This window comes from Ferrovibrio sp. (genome assembly GCF_046297595.1).
Taxonomy (GTDB): domain Bacteria; phylum Pseudomonadota; class Alphaproteobacteria; order Ferrovibrionales; family Ferrovibrionaceae; genus Ferrovibrio.
Genome location: NZ_JBKBHT010000007.1, coordinates 42,425 through 56,772 on the forward strand (window position 1 = coordinate 42,425; position 14,348 = coordinate 56,772).

The window sequence follows — 14,348 nt, forward strand, 5'->3', positions numbered from 1 at the left end:
CGAGACATGAAATTGGCATGGCGCGGCGCCAAGCCCGCAGATTTCATGTTTGTAGGGCTACGCCGTCTGCGTAAGGCATCATGATAGGCCGCAGATGCAGCCGATCCCGCTAAGTTCCTGTTGGCGCAGGCAAATTGTTCCCGTAATATTCTTTCTAATCATGATTAACGCCGCTTCACGACTTCGTCTTCTTGTTAACTTATGTAACAGGAAACAGGCCGGAAACAATGCGACATTTTCTGGTAAACTGAAATAAATAAAGAACTTTTTTCCCAGCAGGCAAATCCTGCCGATCACGCGCAAAGGCGCCAAAGGTTAAAGCCGGTTCATCCTTTGGCAAGAAATCCAGCAGAATGAAGGATATAGGATCAGAGTCACAAACCGGCACGCTCCTTGCTCAGCGATATGCCAGTCACGGCAACCGACCACAGGAGCACACCATGTCGATCACCGGCGCCATGCAGACCGCCATCTCCGGCCTGAACGGCCAGTCGACCTCGATCAGCTACATTTCCGACAACGTCGCGAATGCCAGCACCACCGGTTACAAGAAGGTGGAATCGCGCTTCCAGACCCTGATCACGCAGTCGAGCGCACAATCGAACACGCATTCATCCGGCGGTGTGCTGAACCAGCCCTTCTTCGCCAACAATGCGCAGGGCTCGATCACCCAGGTTTCGTCCACGACCTCGATCGCCATTTCAGGCAACGGCTTCATTCCGGTGTCGAAGACCACCGGCGTGGACTCCGCCACCGGCCTGCCCACCTTCGAAACAACGAACTACTACACCCGTGTCGGCGATTTCACGCAGAACTCGCAGGGTTATCTGGTCAACTCCTCGGGCTATTACCTGCAAGGCTGGGCGGTCGACCCGGTGACCGGCGTCGTGGATACCTCGAGCACGACGGAGGTGCGGGTCTCCAACCTGCTGGACGCGCCGGTCGCCACCAGCACGGTCGACTATTACGCCAACCTTCCCTCCAACGTGGAAGATACCAATGGCAACCTGCCGGCGACATTGCCCGTCAGCTCGATTCAGGTCTTCGATGCCCTCGGCAATGCCCGGACTCTGAACCTGACCTGGACACGCATCGCCGACAATCAATGGACCTTGCAGGTCGATGCGCCCGATAGCACGCCATCCAGCTTCGGCCCGGCTACCGTGGATTTTGGCGGCACGATAGCGGGCGCCGCCGTGCCTGCCGGCACGATCTCGGGCCTGAGCTCGACCGGCGGCCTCACCGGCAGTGCGGCCGGCGCAGCAGGCGATGATGCGTCATTCAATTTCAATCTGGATTTCGGCACCGGCGCGCAGGCCATCACGCTGGATCTGGGATCCTATGGCAATAATTCCGGCAGCACGCAATATGCCGGCAATACGCTGACCCTGAATGACTTCAAGCAGAATGGCGTGCCACAGGGAACGTTCAAAAGCCTAGCCATCGACGAGCAGGGCTATGTTTCGGTCACTTTCGACAACGGGAATGTCAAAACCTACTATCAAATCCCCATCGCACGATTTAACGACCCGACCGAACTGGATCGCGTGAACGGCAATGCCTTTGTGGCCACACCCAGATCCGGTTCGGCGATCCTGGCCCAACCTGGCGACAGCGGTGTGGGCACCTTCGTATCGGCCGCCATCGAGGGCTCCAACGTCGATATTGCCGAAGAGTTTTCCAAACTGATCGTGGCGCAGCGGGCCTATTCAGCCAATGCGCGCATCATGACAGCGGCCGACGAGCTGCTGCAGGAAACCATAAACATCCGGCGCTGATGGCTCCCCGCTAACCTGAATAGGAGGAGCGGCCATGTCGCTATCGGCAGCGCTCAACACATCCGTCACTGGTCTGGCAACTATCCAGACCCAGCTCAGCGTGATTTCCGGGAATGTCGCCAACGCTCAGAACGAAAGCTATACCCGAAAGATCGTCACTCTGACCACGCCGACTGCCGGTGGCCAGCCCCAGGCTGCCCTGGTATCCAGCGTAATCCGGGCGACGGCGCCGTATCTGCAGGCGGATTATTATGCCGCCACCGCCAACCACCAGCAGCTCATCACGGCATCCGACAATGCCCGCAGCCTGGCCGAGGCCCTGGACGCTACCAGTACCACGGGAGATCAGTCCACTCTCGAAGGCCTGATGACGGATTATGAGAATGCCCTGAAACAATTGGAGGCGACGCCGGAAGACACCGCCCTGAAGGCTCTCGTGGTGCAGCGTGGCCAAAGCCTGGCCACTGAGATCAACCGGCTGGCTGGACTGCGCAGTCAGCTTGAGACCCAGGCGACACAGGACATCCAGAGCAGCCTGTCCACGCTGAACGAAGCCAGCGCCAATATAGCCAAGCTGAACGCACAGATCGTCAGCCAGAAAGCCGCTGGCAATCCGGTCGGCGATCTGGAAGACCTGCGCGACGCCGAAGTAGCCAAAATCGCAGCACTGGTGGGCGTGCGCACAGTGGTCAGCGACACCGGTATCATGACGGTCTACACCGATACCGGCACCATGCTGGCCGGGACTACGCCCCAGAGCTTCAGCTACGATTCCGCCACCGGCAATATCCTGAACGGAAACGGCGTGACTGTTACCGACGGCTTCCGCACCGGATCGATCCGGGCCGAACTCGATTACCTGGACAGCAGCGCTCAGGCGCTGGCAAACCGCGACGGCAATGTCGGTACCCTGGCGAAATTCTTCAACCAGCTCGACTCGCTGGCGCAGAATATCGCCGATGTGGTGAATGCCGCCTACGACGATCCGGCGACGGCAGCGGTGGAACAGTTTTTCACCTACAACGCCGCCGATCCCGCCGGCAGTCTGGCCGTGGATGCCGCCCTGGTCGCCACCCCCGCCAATGTCAATGCCGAGCGCGTCGCCGCCGTCCAGCAATCCATGCGCAGCACTACCCTGACGGCGGCACAGGTCAATCCCGCCGGCGATCCGAACGGTCTGCAGATTTCCAGTGTGACCATCTTCGGACTGGCCAGTGGCATCCTCTCCTATCATGCCAAGCTGACCAGCGAGAACGAAACCAATCGCGATACGGCCGAGAGCCTGCAGCATGCCCTTGATCAGAAAATCAGGAACCTGACTGGTGTCGACATGGATTCAGAACTGGCGCAGCTGCAGACCCTGCAAACCAACTATGCCGCGCTGGCGCAGATCATGAACGCCATCACCGAAATGTTTGACCAGATGATCGCCATCGGGAAATGACCATGACCGCTATTACCGGAACGTCGCAATTGGCACGGCAGATGAGCCTGACCCGCAACATCAGCCTGCTGAATACCATGCTGAACCAGCAGAACCAGCAGCTCGGCACGGGCATAAAGCTGGATGGCCTGCTCAGCACGCCGAACCAGGCGCTGGAACTCGGTCAGCTCAAATCGAAACTGGGCAGTGTGGAAAATTATGCGTCGGCCACGCAGACGGCGCTGAACCGCGTCAGTCTTTATGCCGTGTCGCTGGAACAGATCATCGATATCGCCATCGAAGCGAAGGATACGATGATCAAGAATCGCGACACATCATTTGCCTCCACTTCGGCGCCGGCCGTGCAGGCCAATTCCCTGCTCGACCAGATCGGCGGTATCCTCCAACTGAAGGACGGCACCCGCTATCTTTTTGCCGGCACGAATTATACAGAGAACCCCCTGAATGGGTCTCTATCGAGTATCCCGACCACGTATGCGGCCGGCGCCATACCCGGCGTGACGCCTGGTTATGACGATCCGCTTACCGTGGTGCCCGATGGCGCTACGGTACCGCAGCCAGCCTATCTGAACACCACCCCGGCCGATCTGCAGAATTTCTACGATTACGCCGATGTCGAACTTTACGTCGACGACGCGGAACAGGTTTCCTACGGCGTCTCCGCCGTGGAACCCGGCCTGCAGCGCGTGATCGACTCCATCGTGCGGTTCCGCGATGCCACCGCCGATATCGGCACTGATCCGGCGAATTACCAGGTCCGCGTCGACGATGCCTTGAAGCAGCTGGAGACCGCGATCAGCGAATTACAGACTATGGCCTCGCGGAATGGATACAAGCAGCAGCAGTTGACCGAAATCCAGGACCGGCAAGCCCGCGCCAAGGATCTGCTGACCATCCGGATCGGTGAAATCCAGAATGCCGATACCGCAGAAGTCTCGACCGCAATTGCCAACCTGCAGACCGCACTGGAAGCTAGCTATCTGATCACCAGTCAGACCCTGTCACTCTCTCTGGTCAATTACCTGAAATAGCCCTGATGAACCAACCAGCCGATGGTCTGGATGGAATATCGGCTGGTCCCCTCTGATGCCAATGTCAGGCGAATAGGTTCAGCAGATAGCTATCCTTGCCGCCGCTGCTGGCCTCGCTGTCCTTGATGCTCAGGTAGCGCTGCACCATTTTCTCGACCAGGTCCGGGTCGCTTTTCAATTCGTCGATATCGACCTTCTTTTCCACCGTGGCGATCTGCGCCTCGGTCTCCTGGTAGGCCATCTCGGCAGGAATGTAATTCGCCACCGTGATCACCTCGCGCAGAACAGAATCGCCCAATAATTGTACCGTGGTGCTGACATCCTCCAGGCGGCGCTTGAACTCGATGGCAACCCGCACGCCAGGGGCCTGCTCATCCAGGTATTTTTCATATTCGGTCTGCTGGAACCTCTCCACCACGTCATCTACTGTAGGAGAGCTGGTCAATTGTGCAGTGCCGAATATGTAAAAACTGAAATCCTCCGCCATCTCCTGATAGCGCGGATCCTGGAAGCGGTTAGCCAGCGAATCGCTATCGGTCAGATCGCTTTCCAGAATCTTGCGAATCTTTCCGGGATACTGGGCCTCGCTTTCCATATCGTAAGCTTTGAGAATGAAATTCAGCAGGCGCTGGTTGGCGAACAAATCGTCCACGCTCTTCACCGTGCCGATTGTCTCCCGGTAATACTCCACCTCGCTCTGGATGTCGGTGCGGGTCTTGAACCGCTCGAATTCCTCGCCGTCATAGGCATAGGTTTCTTCGGTCTCGACTGCAGTCAATTCACTGAGCAAAGTCTTGCCCAAAGCCGTGTTATAGGCACTGGTATCGCTGGACACCACATCAGTGCCCGTCAACAGGGCACCCTCGCTGTCCAGCACGGCCTGCCCACTCACATCCAGCGTTAATCCCCTCAATTTTGCCAGCCCGGCTGGCAGGTCGGTCACGTTGCTGCCATCGTTCACCATATTGCCATCGGCATCGATCCCTACCGTATTGCCGTTGGCATCGGTCAGCGTGCCGCTGGCGCCAAAGCTGTATTTGCGTGCCAGTTCCTGCTCGGCCCATGTTCCTTGTCGGGCCACGGAATTCGGATCGCTCATGTCACTGGTCAGGATGTCGCGCAGTCGTTGTCGGTCAGAGGCATAGAGATCTTCCATGCCATTGGCATAAGCGATCACCTTGAGAAAGCGGTCGTCGTTGATCAGTTCATCAACCGTGGTGGCGCTGGCCGCCCGGTTCTGGAAGTAGGTTATATCGTTGGAGATCTGGGCATTGATCTGCTTGTATTGCGCATTGCGCACGCGAATTGCCGCATTCTCCATATCGCGAACCTGGGCCTTAATCTTCTCGGCCTCGGCCTGGTCAGCTGTCTCCGCGGCATTCTCGTCGGCCTGTCGCCCGAGCTTTTTGTACATCGCCAGCGCCGATATCGTACCGGTGCTGCTCGTATTGCTGTAGAGGATGCTGAGATCGATGCTCATCGTCCACCGCCTCTCCTTGTCGCTACAGCGCCGGTCCATATTCTGGGCCCTGGCGCGATAGGATCAGTCTAGGCAGACATGCGATGGCAATAAGCCGAATCCACCCCGTGACACAGAGCGTAACAATGTTTCATGCGCGATGAGCGCGACCCCAACTCGCATCAACCTTCTAGGAAATTTCCTGTTTGGCCAAGTGACAGCGCGGCGCTGGCAGCCCGGCTTATCGTCACGAGATCAACAATTATGCTCAATGTTATCAAGCCTGAACGAGACGCAGATCGGCTAGTACCTGATCCAGCGTTGCCATGAAAAGATCGGCATGGTCGCGACCAAAAACCAGGGGGGGCCGAATTTTTAATACATTGCTTTGTGGACCGGCAGCACTGATCAACACGTGGCGTTTGCGTAGTTCATTGACGATTCGCGCTGCATCCTGCGTTGCAGGCTTACCGTCACGACACAGTTCGATGCCAATAAAAAGACCGGCACCACGGATGGCGGAAATCAATGGATAACGCCCCGCAATCTCCCGCAAACCGCCTTGCAGATAGGCACCGATTGTGGCGGCATTGGCCATGATTCCTTCGTTCTCGATTACGTCCAGAACGGCCAGCCCGGCCGCAACAGAAACCGGATTTCCACCAAACGTATTGAAGTAACGCGACCGGCGGCCAAATTCCGCCAGCAGTTCCGGCTTGGCCGCCATCGCGGCAACCGGATGACCATTGCCCATCGGCTTTCCCATGGTAATCAGGTCCGGCACTAGGCCGTGCCGCTGGAATCCCCACATATGAGTGCCAGTACGACCGAAGCCCGGTTGCACCTCGTCGGCAATGAACAGGCCGCCTGCCGCGCGAATCGCGGCAACGGCCGGCTGCAGGAATCCAGACGGATCTGGAAAGACGCCATCGCTGGAGAAGATCGTGTCTACCAGAAGCGCGGCCGGCTGAATGCCGTGGGCACGCATGTCCTCGATGGCCTTACACACGCCAGCAGCAAAAGATGCCCCCGGATTCCCGCATTCTGACGGCGCCGGCACCAGCCGAACCGGACAGCCCGGGTCAATAGGCAACCCGAGCGATGGCGACAGTTTGGCCAGGGCCTGGGTAACGCCGTGATAAGCATTGGCGGTGACGATGAACCCGGTGCCTCCGGTGCATGTCTCCGCCACGCGCAGCGCAAGATCGTTCGCTTCACTGCCACTGCAGGTAAACATGACATTGCCGATCTCCGGCGGAAACATCGCCAGCAGCCGTTCGGCATAATCCAGCACCGCTTCATGCAGATAGCGCGTATGGGTATTGAGATGTGCCGCCTGGCGGGCGATGGCACCCACTACATGAGGGTGGCAATGCCCGACCGAAGCGACATTATTATAGACATCGAGGTAGCGTTCTCCGGCCGGGTCGAAGAGCCAGACCCCTTCGCCGCGCACCAAGTGCACCGGCTCTTCGTAGAACAGGCGATAAGCCGGACCAAGCAGCCTCTGGCGGCGCTGCAGTAGGTCGGAAGTTGTTCTGGTCTTGCCCATGCTCTCAATCCATGTTGCAGGCGCGCCTCAGCTCGACTCTTACCCTCTCAGCCGGAACACGCATCAGATAACGCAGCCTGGACCAGGCGCCGGGTGCGTGACGCAGGATATAACCCCGGTTCTCCGGGTGGCGGGCGGCGCGCCACCCTCCGATCACTACGGTCATGGCGCTTCGGATAACTATGAGGTCAAACAGAATGTCGAGCTCTGTTTCCTCCAGCGGCACAATCGCATGGTAACCGGCAACCAGAGCCGCCACTGGCTCAAGCAGGTTATCGCCACTGCCAACCTGATATGTCGCAGCGATGGCCACATCGTTGATTAAAGCGGTTCTGGTCATATCGCCGAAATCGAGGATACCCGACACACGCGTATGGTCGGCCGGATTAACCATGACGTTATTCGGATTGAGGTCGTTATGTACCAGCTGCTGCCGCAGTCGGGGCAGCGCCGGTGCGATGCGGGATGCGAAGCCATCCAACACTCCGGCCAAAAACCTGTAATCCTCTGCGGACAGTCCCTCAATCTCGTCCAGCAATGGCCGCAGTTGGCCAGCGTGCTGCAGATCCCATAAAAGGGGATAACAGGCTGCCGGATGATGAAAATTCTGCAAGGCACGGCCCAACTGGGCCGCACGCCGCCCCAGATCACGACATAAGGCCAGCGACGCCGTCGCCTGATGCAACGGCAGGCCAGGCAAATACGACAGCAGACGCATGATACGGGCTGGTCCATCATCAACAGCTAAATCCAGCTCTACTGCGCCATTACGAGCCGGGAACACCTGTGGCACCGGCAACTCCGGATCCGTTTTCGCCACGTGCAGCAGCGCCATGGTCTGCAGGTTGGTCACCTCCGGCGCTTCGGCAGGGCTGGAGACCTTGAGCACGAAGCAGTTGCCGGAGCCATCCTCCATACGGAAATTCTGATCGCGTTCGCTGCTCAGCCGGGTCGCGGTTGCCACCAGGCCAAAATGCTCCGCCGCCAAGGCAGCAGCCCGGCTTTCAGACAGGGGCACCGACGTGCTGTTAAGAGCATGAATCAGGTGGGCCGCACGGGAGCGAGCAGGGCCAGGCATGACGCGATGCTATTCTTAATAGCCGCGCTGCCGGTCGACCGCATGCGGCGGTCGCTCGCCGGCCCGCACTGCGACCGCGGTCGCGACCAGGGTCGCCGCCAGGGCGTCGGCGCTGATGTCGCAGGCATCATGCGGGGTCATGATTATCTGCGGATGATCCCAAAAGACATGATCCTGCGGCAACGGCTCGACGGCAAATACATCGAGAGAAGCTCCGGACAACTGCCCAGAATCCAGTGCCGCCAGCAGATCGGCCTCGACCAGATGCTCGCCGCGCCCGACCTGAATCAGATACCCGCCCGGCCGCATCGCCTGAAATGTATCGCGATTAAGGATGCCGCGGGTCTCCGGCGTCAGCGGCAGCAGATTCACCAGTACCTCGGTTTCCGCCAGCATGGCAAACAGGCCGTCGCGGCCATGGAAACCGCGCAGACCGGCCGGCAGCGGCTTCGGTGCCCGGCTCCAAGCCAGTACCGGGAAGCCCAGGCCGGCCAGATGGGCGGCAACCCGTTCACCGATCTTGCCATAGCCGAGGATACCGACCGGAACGCCGCTGGCCGGGCGCTGTTCCAGGCGCTGCCAGATACGGTCACGCTGATGCTGCATGAAGGTGGCGAATTTGCGCTGATGCCAGATCACATGCCAGGAGACGAAACCGGCCATCATCTGGGCTTGGTCCGGATCGACCACACGCACCACATCCACATGCTTCGGCAGGCTGGGGCAGGCCAGTACATTGTCAGCGCCAGCGCCAATGGTGCAGACCGCCTTCAGGTTTGGATAGCACTCGAAAGCATCGGGATGTGGATGCCAGGCCAGCGCGATGCGCACGGTATCGGCGCCCTCAGTCACCGGATGATCGACGCTTTCGATGCGATCCGCGATCTGCGCCAGCGCTTTGCCGTAATAGGAGCGCAGATCGAATTTCCGGCTGATGACCGCGCAGCGCATGTCAGGCGGTCTTCCGGCCCGGCACGGCGGCGAGCAGCTCGCGTGTATAGGGGTGCTCGGCCGCGGCAAAAAGGGCTGCCGTCGACTTCAGTTCCACGATCTGGCCGCGCTGCATCACGGCGATGCGATCGCAAATCTGGGCCGCCACGCGCAGGTCGTGGGTGATGAACAGCATCGACAGGCCGAGGCGTGATTTTAGGTCTTCCAGCAGTTTCAGTACCTGGGCCTGCACCGAGACATCGAGGGCGGAGACGGCCTCATCGGCGACAAGGATTTCCGGGTTGAGGGCCAATGCTCGGGCGATGCCGATGCGCTGACGCTGACCGCCGGAGAACTCATGCGGGTAACGCTCGACCGCGCCGGCATCGAGCCCCACCAGTTGCAGGAGATCGCGTGCCCGTTGCAGAGCCTGATCCGGTGCCTCGCCATGGGCAACCGGGCCGTCGGCGATGATCCAGCCAACCTTGCGGCGCGGATTGAGCGAGGCAAACGGATCCTGGAACACCATCTGGATCCGCTTGCGCTGGTTGCGCAGCGCCTGGTCGCGCAGCAGGGTGATATCGGTGTCGCCCAGCCGGACGCTGCCGCTATCGGCCTTGATCAGTTGCATCACCAGGCGGGCCACAGAGGATTTGCCCGAACCGGACTCTCCAACCAGGCCGAGGGTCTCACCCTGGCGGATCGAGAAATTCACATTTTTCGCGGCCTCGACGCGGCGGGCCGGACGGAACCAGCCGCTGGCGGTGACATAGGTCTTGTTCAGGTCGATGACCTCGACAGCCTTGCGGCGGTCATCCAGCGCCTGCCGCACCGGCGGTTCCATGGTGGGGACCGCGGCCAGCAGGGCTTGCGTATAGGGATGCTGTGGCCACAGCAGCACGCTGGCGGCATCGCCCTGCTCAACCAGCTTGCCATGTTGCAGCACCACGACGCGGTCGGCAATTTCGGCCACCACGCCGAAATCATGGGTGATGAACATCACGGCCATGTTGCGGCGCTGTTGCAGGTCGCGTACCAGATTCAGAATTTGCGCCTGGGTGGTGACATCCAGCGCCGTGGTCGGTTCATCGGCCACCAGGACGGAAGGCTCCAGCGCCAGCGCCATGGCAATCATCGCGCGTTGGCGCTGACCGCCGGACAGCTGGTGCGGATAAGCGCGGATGATGCGCTCGGGATCAGGCAGACCAACCTCACGCGCCAGCTCCAGCGCGCGCTGGCGCCGTTCGGCTGGCGTCAGCAGGTCATGAGCCTCAAACATTTCAGCCATCTGGTCGCCGATCCGCATCAGCGGATTCAATGCGGTCATCGGCTCCTGGAAGATCATAGCGATGCGCCGGCCACGCAAGGCCATCCAGGCCTCTTCATTCAGTCCGAGCAGGTTTTTGCCTTCGAAGAGGATTTCGCCTCCCTGGGCCTTCACGGCTTTCGGCAGCAAACCCATCAGCGCATGGGCGCACATCGATTTGCCCGAGCCGGACTCACCCACCACGCAAAGGATTTTGCCAGCTTCCAGGTCGAAGGAGACGTCATCGACGGCAAAGCCGCGATCGCCGCCGATAGGCAGTGATAGCTTCAGGTTTTTGATGGCAATGACGGGTGTGTTCATGCTCAGCGGCCTTCCTAGGCAAGCCGCGGATTGAGCGCATCGTTCAGGCCTTCGCCGATCAGGTTGAGCGCCAGCACGGTCAGCAGGATGGCGATACCGGGGAACACCGTGATCCACCAGGCCTGACGGATCACGGTGCGGCCGGCGCCGACCATATAGCCCCAGGACATCAAATTCGGATCGCCAAGGCCGAGGAAGGACAGCGAGGATTCCAGCAAGATCGGGGTGGCGATCATCAACGAAGCCAGCACGATGATCGGCGACAGCGTGTTGGGCAGGATTTCACGCCAGATGATCCAGCCATTGCTATGGCCGGTGACAATGGCAGCCTGGACATATTCCCGGCTGCGCAGCGACAAGACTTCACCGCGCACCAGCCTGGCCACCGGCGGCCAGCTGACAATTGCAATGGCTGCAACGATGGAAACGATGGAAGGCTGCATGATCGCCACCAGCACAATGGCGAGCGCGAAGCTTGGCACGGTCTGGAAGAACTCGGTGAAACGCATCAGGGCATCATCCGCCCTGCCGCCGGCATAGCCGGCGATGGCACCCAGTGGTACGCCGATCGACAGCGCCGCCAGCGTCGAGACCAGGCCGACGAGGAGGGAAACGCGCGCGCCATGGATCAGGCCGGCGGCGACATCGCGACCGAGTGCATCAGTGCCGAACGGGAAGCCGGGCGCCACCATCGGCGCCAGGAAGGGACGCTGCACCATGCGCCAGGGCGAGGTGGGGAATAACAGCGGGCCGCAAATCGCAATGAACAGCACGGCCGCCATGATGACGAGGCCGATCACGGCGCCGGGATGCCGCAGCAGGGTTTTCCAGAAGCTGCTCATGTGCTCATCTCGATGCGCGGATCGACCAGGCGATAGATCAGGTCGGTGATCAGGTTGAAAGCGAGTACCATGGCCGAGGACACGACGAACACACCGAGCAGCAGGTTGTAATCGCGCTGGATCAGCGCGTCATACATCAGGCGGCCGATGCCGGGCCAGGCGAACACGGTCTCGGTGAGGACCGCACCGCCAACAAGCGTGCCGGCCTGCAGGCCAGCCAGGGTCACCACCGGCAGCAGAGCGTTACGCAGCACATGGCGACGCTGAATGACGTGGTCTCCCAGACCTTTGGCGCGTGCCGTCTTGACTAAATCGAGACGCGAAACCTCCAGCATCGACGCGCGGGTCATGCGGGTATAGGTCGCCATGAAGAACAGGCCGAGCGCCGTTGCCGGCAGCACCAGATGGGCGGCAACGTCGGCGACATGGCGCAGGCCGGTATAGCCGGCGCCGACGGTCTCGTAACCAAAGCTGGGCAGCCAGTCGAGTGTCACCGAGAAGAGCAGGATGCCCATCAGCGACACCCAGAACAGCGGCGTGGCGTAAAACACCATGGAGAAGGTCGTGATCAATGTATCGGTCCAGCGGCCCGCGCGTCGTGCTGCCATACCGCCAAGCAGTACGCCCATGCCAAGCGAGATCATGAAGGCGGTGCCAGTCAGCAACAGCGTGGCGGGCAGGCGGTCAAGGATCAGCTTCGAAACCGGCATCTGCTGGCGGAAGGAGAACCCGAGATCGAAGGTGACGATCCCCTTCACATAGAAGAACAGCTGCTCATGCATCGGCCGGTCGAGACCGAACTTCTCGCGCAGCTGGACGACGAACAACTCGTCGGTGGCGCCAGCTTCGCCGGCCATCACCGTAGCCGGATCGCCGGGCGCGGCGCGGATCAGGAAGAAGTTGAGGACGACAATCGCCAGCAGGACGATTATCGCCTTGATAAGGCGCTGGGCAACAAATGACAGCATCAGGGCAATCTGGGGAAAGCGGAGAAGGCTGTGTAATGCAGAGGATCACCTGCGACAGCCGAGGCTGCCGCAGGCGGAACGTCCTGCTTACTTGTCGATCCAGGCGTCGCGGAAGCCGTCATTCACGCCGATACCGGTGGTGACAAGATCTTTGACCTTGCACTTGGTAATGGTCGGGAATTCCAGCTCCAGCAGCCAGGCGACGGGAACGTCGTCGATCAGGATCTTGGTGACCTGATTATAGAGTTCCTGACGCTTGGAATCGGGGAAAGCGACAGCGGCTTCAGCAAACAGCCGGTCGACTTCCGGATTGGAATAGCCTTCAACGTTGTTGAATGGCGAACCCTTGGCGATATTCGTGCTGACATAGCTGCGGCCGACGCCGAGCGCCGGATCGCCATACTGATAAAGGTAGCTAAAGCCGATGTCATAATCCCATTCGCCGAGCTTCTGGTTGTAGCCAGGCACGTCGGTGGCGACGACTTCGAGATTGATGCCCACATCCTGCAGGTTCTGGCGCACGGCCTCACCCCAGCGGGCCCAGGTCTCGCCATAGGGCAGCGGCATGAAGCGCACCTTCTCTCCCTTGTAGCCGGCTTCCTTCAGCAGGGCCTTGGCCTTGGCCGGATCGTACTTGTACTTGGCCAGGCTCTTGTCGAAGAAGCGGGTCGAGGAGGAAATCGGACCGACAGCCACTTCACCCAAGCCGTTCCACACCACATTCTTGGCGAAGTCGCGGTCGAGGGCATACATCACGGCCTGACGGAACAGCTTGTTCGCGGTCGGGCCCTGACGGTTGTTCAGCCACATCCAGGCAAGCGGACCGAAATATTCCCAGCCTTTGCCGGTGACGCAGACATCCTTCATCTTGCTCAGGCGCGGTACGTCGAAATTCTCGACTGAGCCGCCGGGCAGAATGTCGACCTTGCCGGTTTCGAAGGCAACCGAGCGCGCGGCAGCATCCGGGATGATATGCCAGTAGATCTCGTCCAGATACGGTTTTCCCTTGACGTGGTAGTTCGGGTTTTTCACCAGCTTGATGAAAGAGCCCTTCTGCCATTCCTTGAACATGAAGGGGCCGGTGCCAATCGGCGTGTTGTTCGCCGGCGCGGTCTTCCAGTCGATGCCGTCATAGATATGCTTCGGCACCATCGGCATCGAGCCGACCTCGAAGATGCCGATGAAGGGGCCGAAAGCCTGCTTCAGCTTGAAGACCACGGTGTAGTCATCTGGCGCCGTGACACTTTCGACCTGCGCCAGATTGGCGCGGGCACGCGGATTGGTCTGCTTGATGAATTCCGCGGTAAATAGCACGTCGGCAGCCGTAAACGGCTTTCCGTCGTGCCAGCTGGCATTCTTGGTCAGCTTGAAAGTATAGGTCTTGCCTTCATCGGTGATCGTCCAGCTCTCGGCCAGGCCGGGCAGCTGCTCTAGTTTCGGGCTGTAGCGCAGCAATCCTTCGTAGATATTGCCGGCCACCATCTGGGTCGGGCCGTTCTGCACGATGGCCAGCATCAGGCCTGGCGGTTCCGGCTGGATGATGGCGTTGGCGATGCCGCCGGTTTTTTGTGCCATGGCACCGGAAACAGGACAGGTGGCCATACCTGTAGCGATGATTAGACCAAGCAAGCTCTTTTTT

General features: G+C 60.0%; 11 protein-coding genes. 3 read left to right on the plus strand and 8 right to left on the minus strand.

The annotated features are described in order from the left end of the window. Positions 1-440 precede the first annotated feature (440 nt). The 3 genes from flgE to ACK4FJ_RS16855 are packed head-to-tail and all read left to right on the plus strand — an operon-like array spanning position 441 to position 4,253. The gene (gene flgE / locus ACK4FJ_RS16845; protein ID WP_409767894.1) at positions 441-1,778 is read left to right on the plus strand and encodes a flagellar hook protein FlgE; all 1,338 of its coding nucleotides are present in this window, start codon (positions 441-443) and stop codon (positions 1,776-1,778) included. A 34-nt stretch (positions 1,779-1,812) separates the two neighbouring features. Beyond that, entirely contained in the window at positions 1,813-3,222 is a 1,410-nt protein-coding gene (gene flgK / locus ACK4FJ_RS16850) for a flagellar hook-associated protein FlgK (RefSeq protein ID WP_409767895.1), read from the plus strand. Between the two features lie 2 nt (positions 3,223-3,224). Further along, complete coding sequence (locus ACK4FJ_RS16855; protein ID WP_409767896.1) at positions 3,225-4,253, plus strand: flagellin; 1,029 nt, start codon at positions 3,225-3,227, stop codon at positions 4,251-4,253. A gap of 64 nt (positions 4,254-4,317) precedes the next feature. Here the strand turns inward: ACK4FJ_RS16855 and ACK4FJ_RS16860 are convergent, their stop codons facing one another. From ACK4FJ_RS16860 to ACK4FJ_RS16895, 8 genes are all read right to left on the minus strand, one after another. Further along, complete coding sequence (locus ACK4FJ_RS16860) at positions 4,318-5,733, minus strand: DUF1217 domain-containing protein (RefSeq protein WP_409767897.1); 1,416 nt, start codon at positions 5,731-5,733, stop codon at positions 4,318-4,320. A gap of 256 nt (positions 5,734-5,989) precedes the next feature. Then, on the minus strand, positions 5,990-7,264 hold the full coding sequence (locus ACK4FJ_RS16865) for an aspartate aminotransferase family protein (RefSeq protein WP_409767898.1): 1,275 nt from the start codon (positions 7,262-7,264) through the stop codon (positions 5,990-5,992). A gap of 4 nt (positions 7,265-7,268) precedes the next feature. Continuing rightward, entirely contained in the window at positions 7,269-8,342 is a 1,074-nt protein-coding gene (locus ACK4FJ_RS16870) for a phosphotransferase (protein WP_409767899.1), read from the minus strand. A 15-nt stretch (positions 8,343-8,357) separates the two neighbouring features. Beyond that, positions 8,358-9,293, minus strand: a complete 936-nt coding sequence (locus tag ACK4FJ_RS16875) for a 2-hydroxyacid dehydrogenase (RefSeq protein WP_409767900.1) — start codon at positions 9,291-9,293, stop codon at positions 8,358-8,360. A 1-nt stretch (position 9,294) separates the two neighbouring features. Then, positions 9,295-10,899 (minus strand): ABC transporter ATP-binding protein, encoded by a 1,605-nt coding sequence (locus ACK4FJ_RS16880; protein WP_409767901.1) that lies wholly within the window; start codon positions 10,897-10,899, stop codon positions 9,295-9,297. 14 nt (positions 10,900-10,913) lie between these two features. After that, on the minus strand, positions 10,914-11,741 hold the full coding sequence (locus ACK4FJ_RS16885) for an ABC transporter permease (protein ID WP_409767902.1): 828 nt from the start codon (positions 11,739-11,741) through the stop codon (positions 10,914-10,916). Then, positions 11,738-12,709, minus strand: a complete 972-nt coding sequence (locus tag ACK4FJ_RS16890) for an ABC transporter permease (protein ID WP_409767903.1) — start codon at positions 12,707-12,709, stop codon at positions 11,738-11,740. Before ACK4FJ_RS16890 ends, ACK4FJ_RS16885 begins: the two co-directional genes overlap by 4 nt. A gap of 87 nt (positions 12,710-12,796) precedes the next feature. Next, entirely contained in the window at positions 12,797-14,284 is a 1,488-nt protein-coding gene (locus ACK4FJ_RS16895; RefSeq protein ID WP_409767904.1) for an ABC transporter substrate-binding protein, read from the minus strand. Positions 14,285-14,348: the final 64 nt, after the last annotated feature.

What these genes read in the sequence shown, in the direction of transcription:
- ACK4FJ_RS16855 (WP_409767896.1), top strand. Translation starts at nt 3,225, where the DNA reads ATGACCGCTATTACCGGAACGTCGCAATTGGCACGGCAGATGAGCCTG.
- ACK4FJ_RS16895 (WP_409767904.1), bottom strand. Translation starts at nt 14,284, where the DNA reads ATGGCACAAAAAACCGGCGGCATCGCCAACGCCATCATCCAGCCGGAA.
- ACK4FJ_RS16870 (WP_409767899.1), bottom strand. Translation starts at nt 8,342, where the DNA reads ATGCCTGGCCCTGCTCGCTCCCGTGCGGCCCACCTGATTCATGCTCTT.
- flgE (WP_409767894.1), top strand. Translation starts at nt 441, where the DNA reads ATGTCGATCACCGGCGCCATGCAGACCGCCATCTCCGGCCTGAACGGC.
- ACK4FJ_RS16890 (WP_409767903.1), bottom strand. Translation starts at nt 12,709, where the DNA reads ATGCTGTCATTTGTTGCCCAGCGCCTTATCAAGGCGATAATCGTCCTG.
- ACK4FJ_RS16880 (WP_409767901.1), bottom strand. Translation starts at nt 10,899, where the DNA reads ATGAACACACCCGTCATTGCCATCAAAAACCTGAAGCTATCACTGCCT.
- ACK4FJ_RS16865 (WP_409767898.1), bottom strand. Translation starts at nt 7,264, where the DNA reads ATGGGCAAGACCAGAACAACTTCCGACCTACTGCAGCGCCGCCAGAGG.
- flgK (WP_409767895.1), top strand. Translation starts at nt 1,813, where the DNA reads ATGTCGCTATCGGCAGCGCTCAACACATCCGTCACTGGTCTGGCAACT.
- ACK4FJ_RS16875 (WP_409767900.1), bottom strand. Translation starts at nt 9,293, where the DNA reads ATGCGCTGCGCGGTCATCAGCCGGAAATTCGATCTGCGCTCCTATTAC.
- ACK4FJ_RS16885 (WP_409767902.1), bottom strand. Translation starts at nt 11,741, where the DNA reads ATGAGCAGCTTCTGGAAAACCCTGCTGCGGCATCCCGGCGCCGTGATC.
- ACK4FJ_RS16860 (WP_409767897.1), bottom strand. Translation starts at nt 5,733, where the DNA reads ATGAGCATCGATCTCAGCATCCTCTACAGCAATACGAGCAGCACCGGT.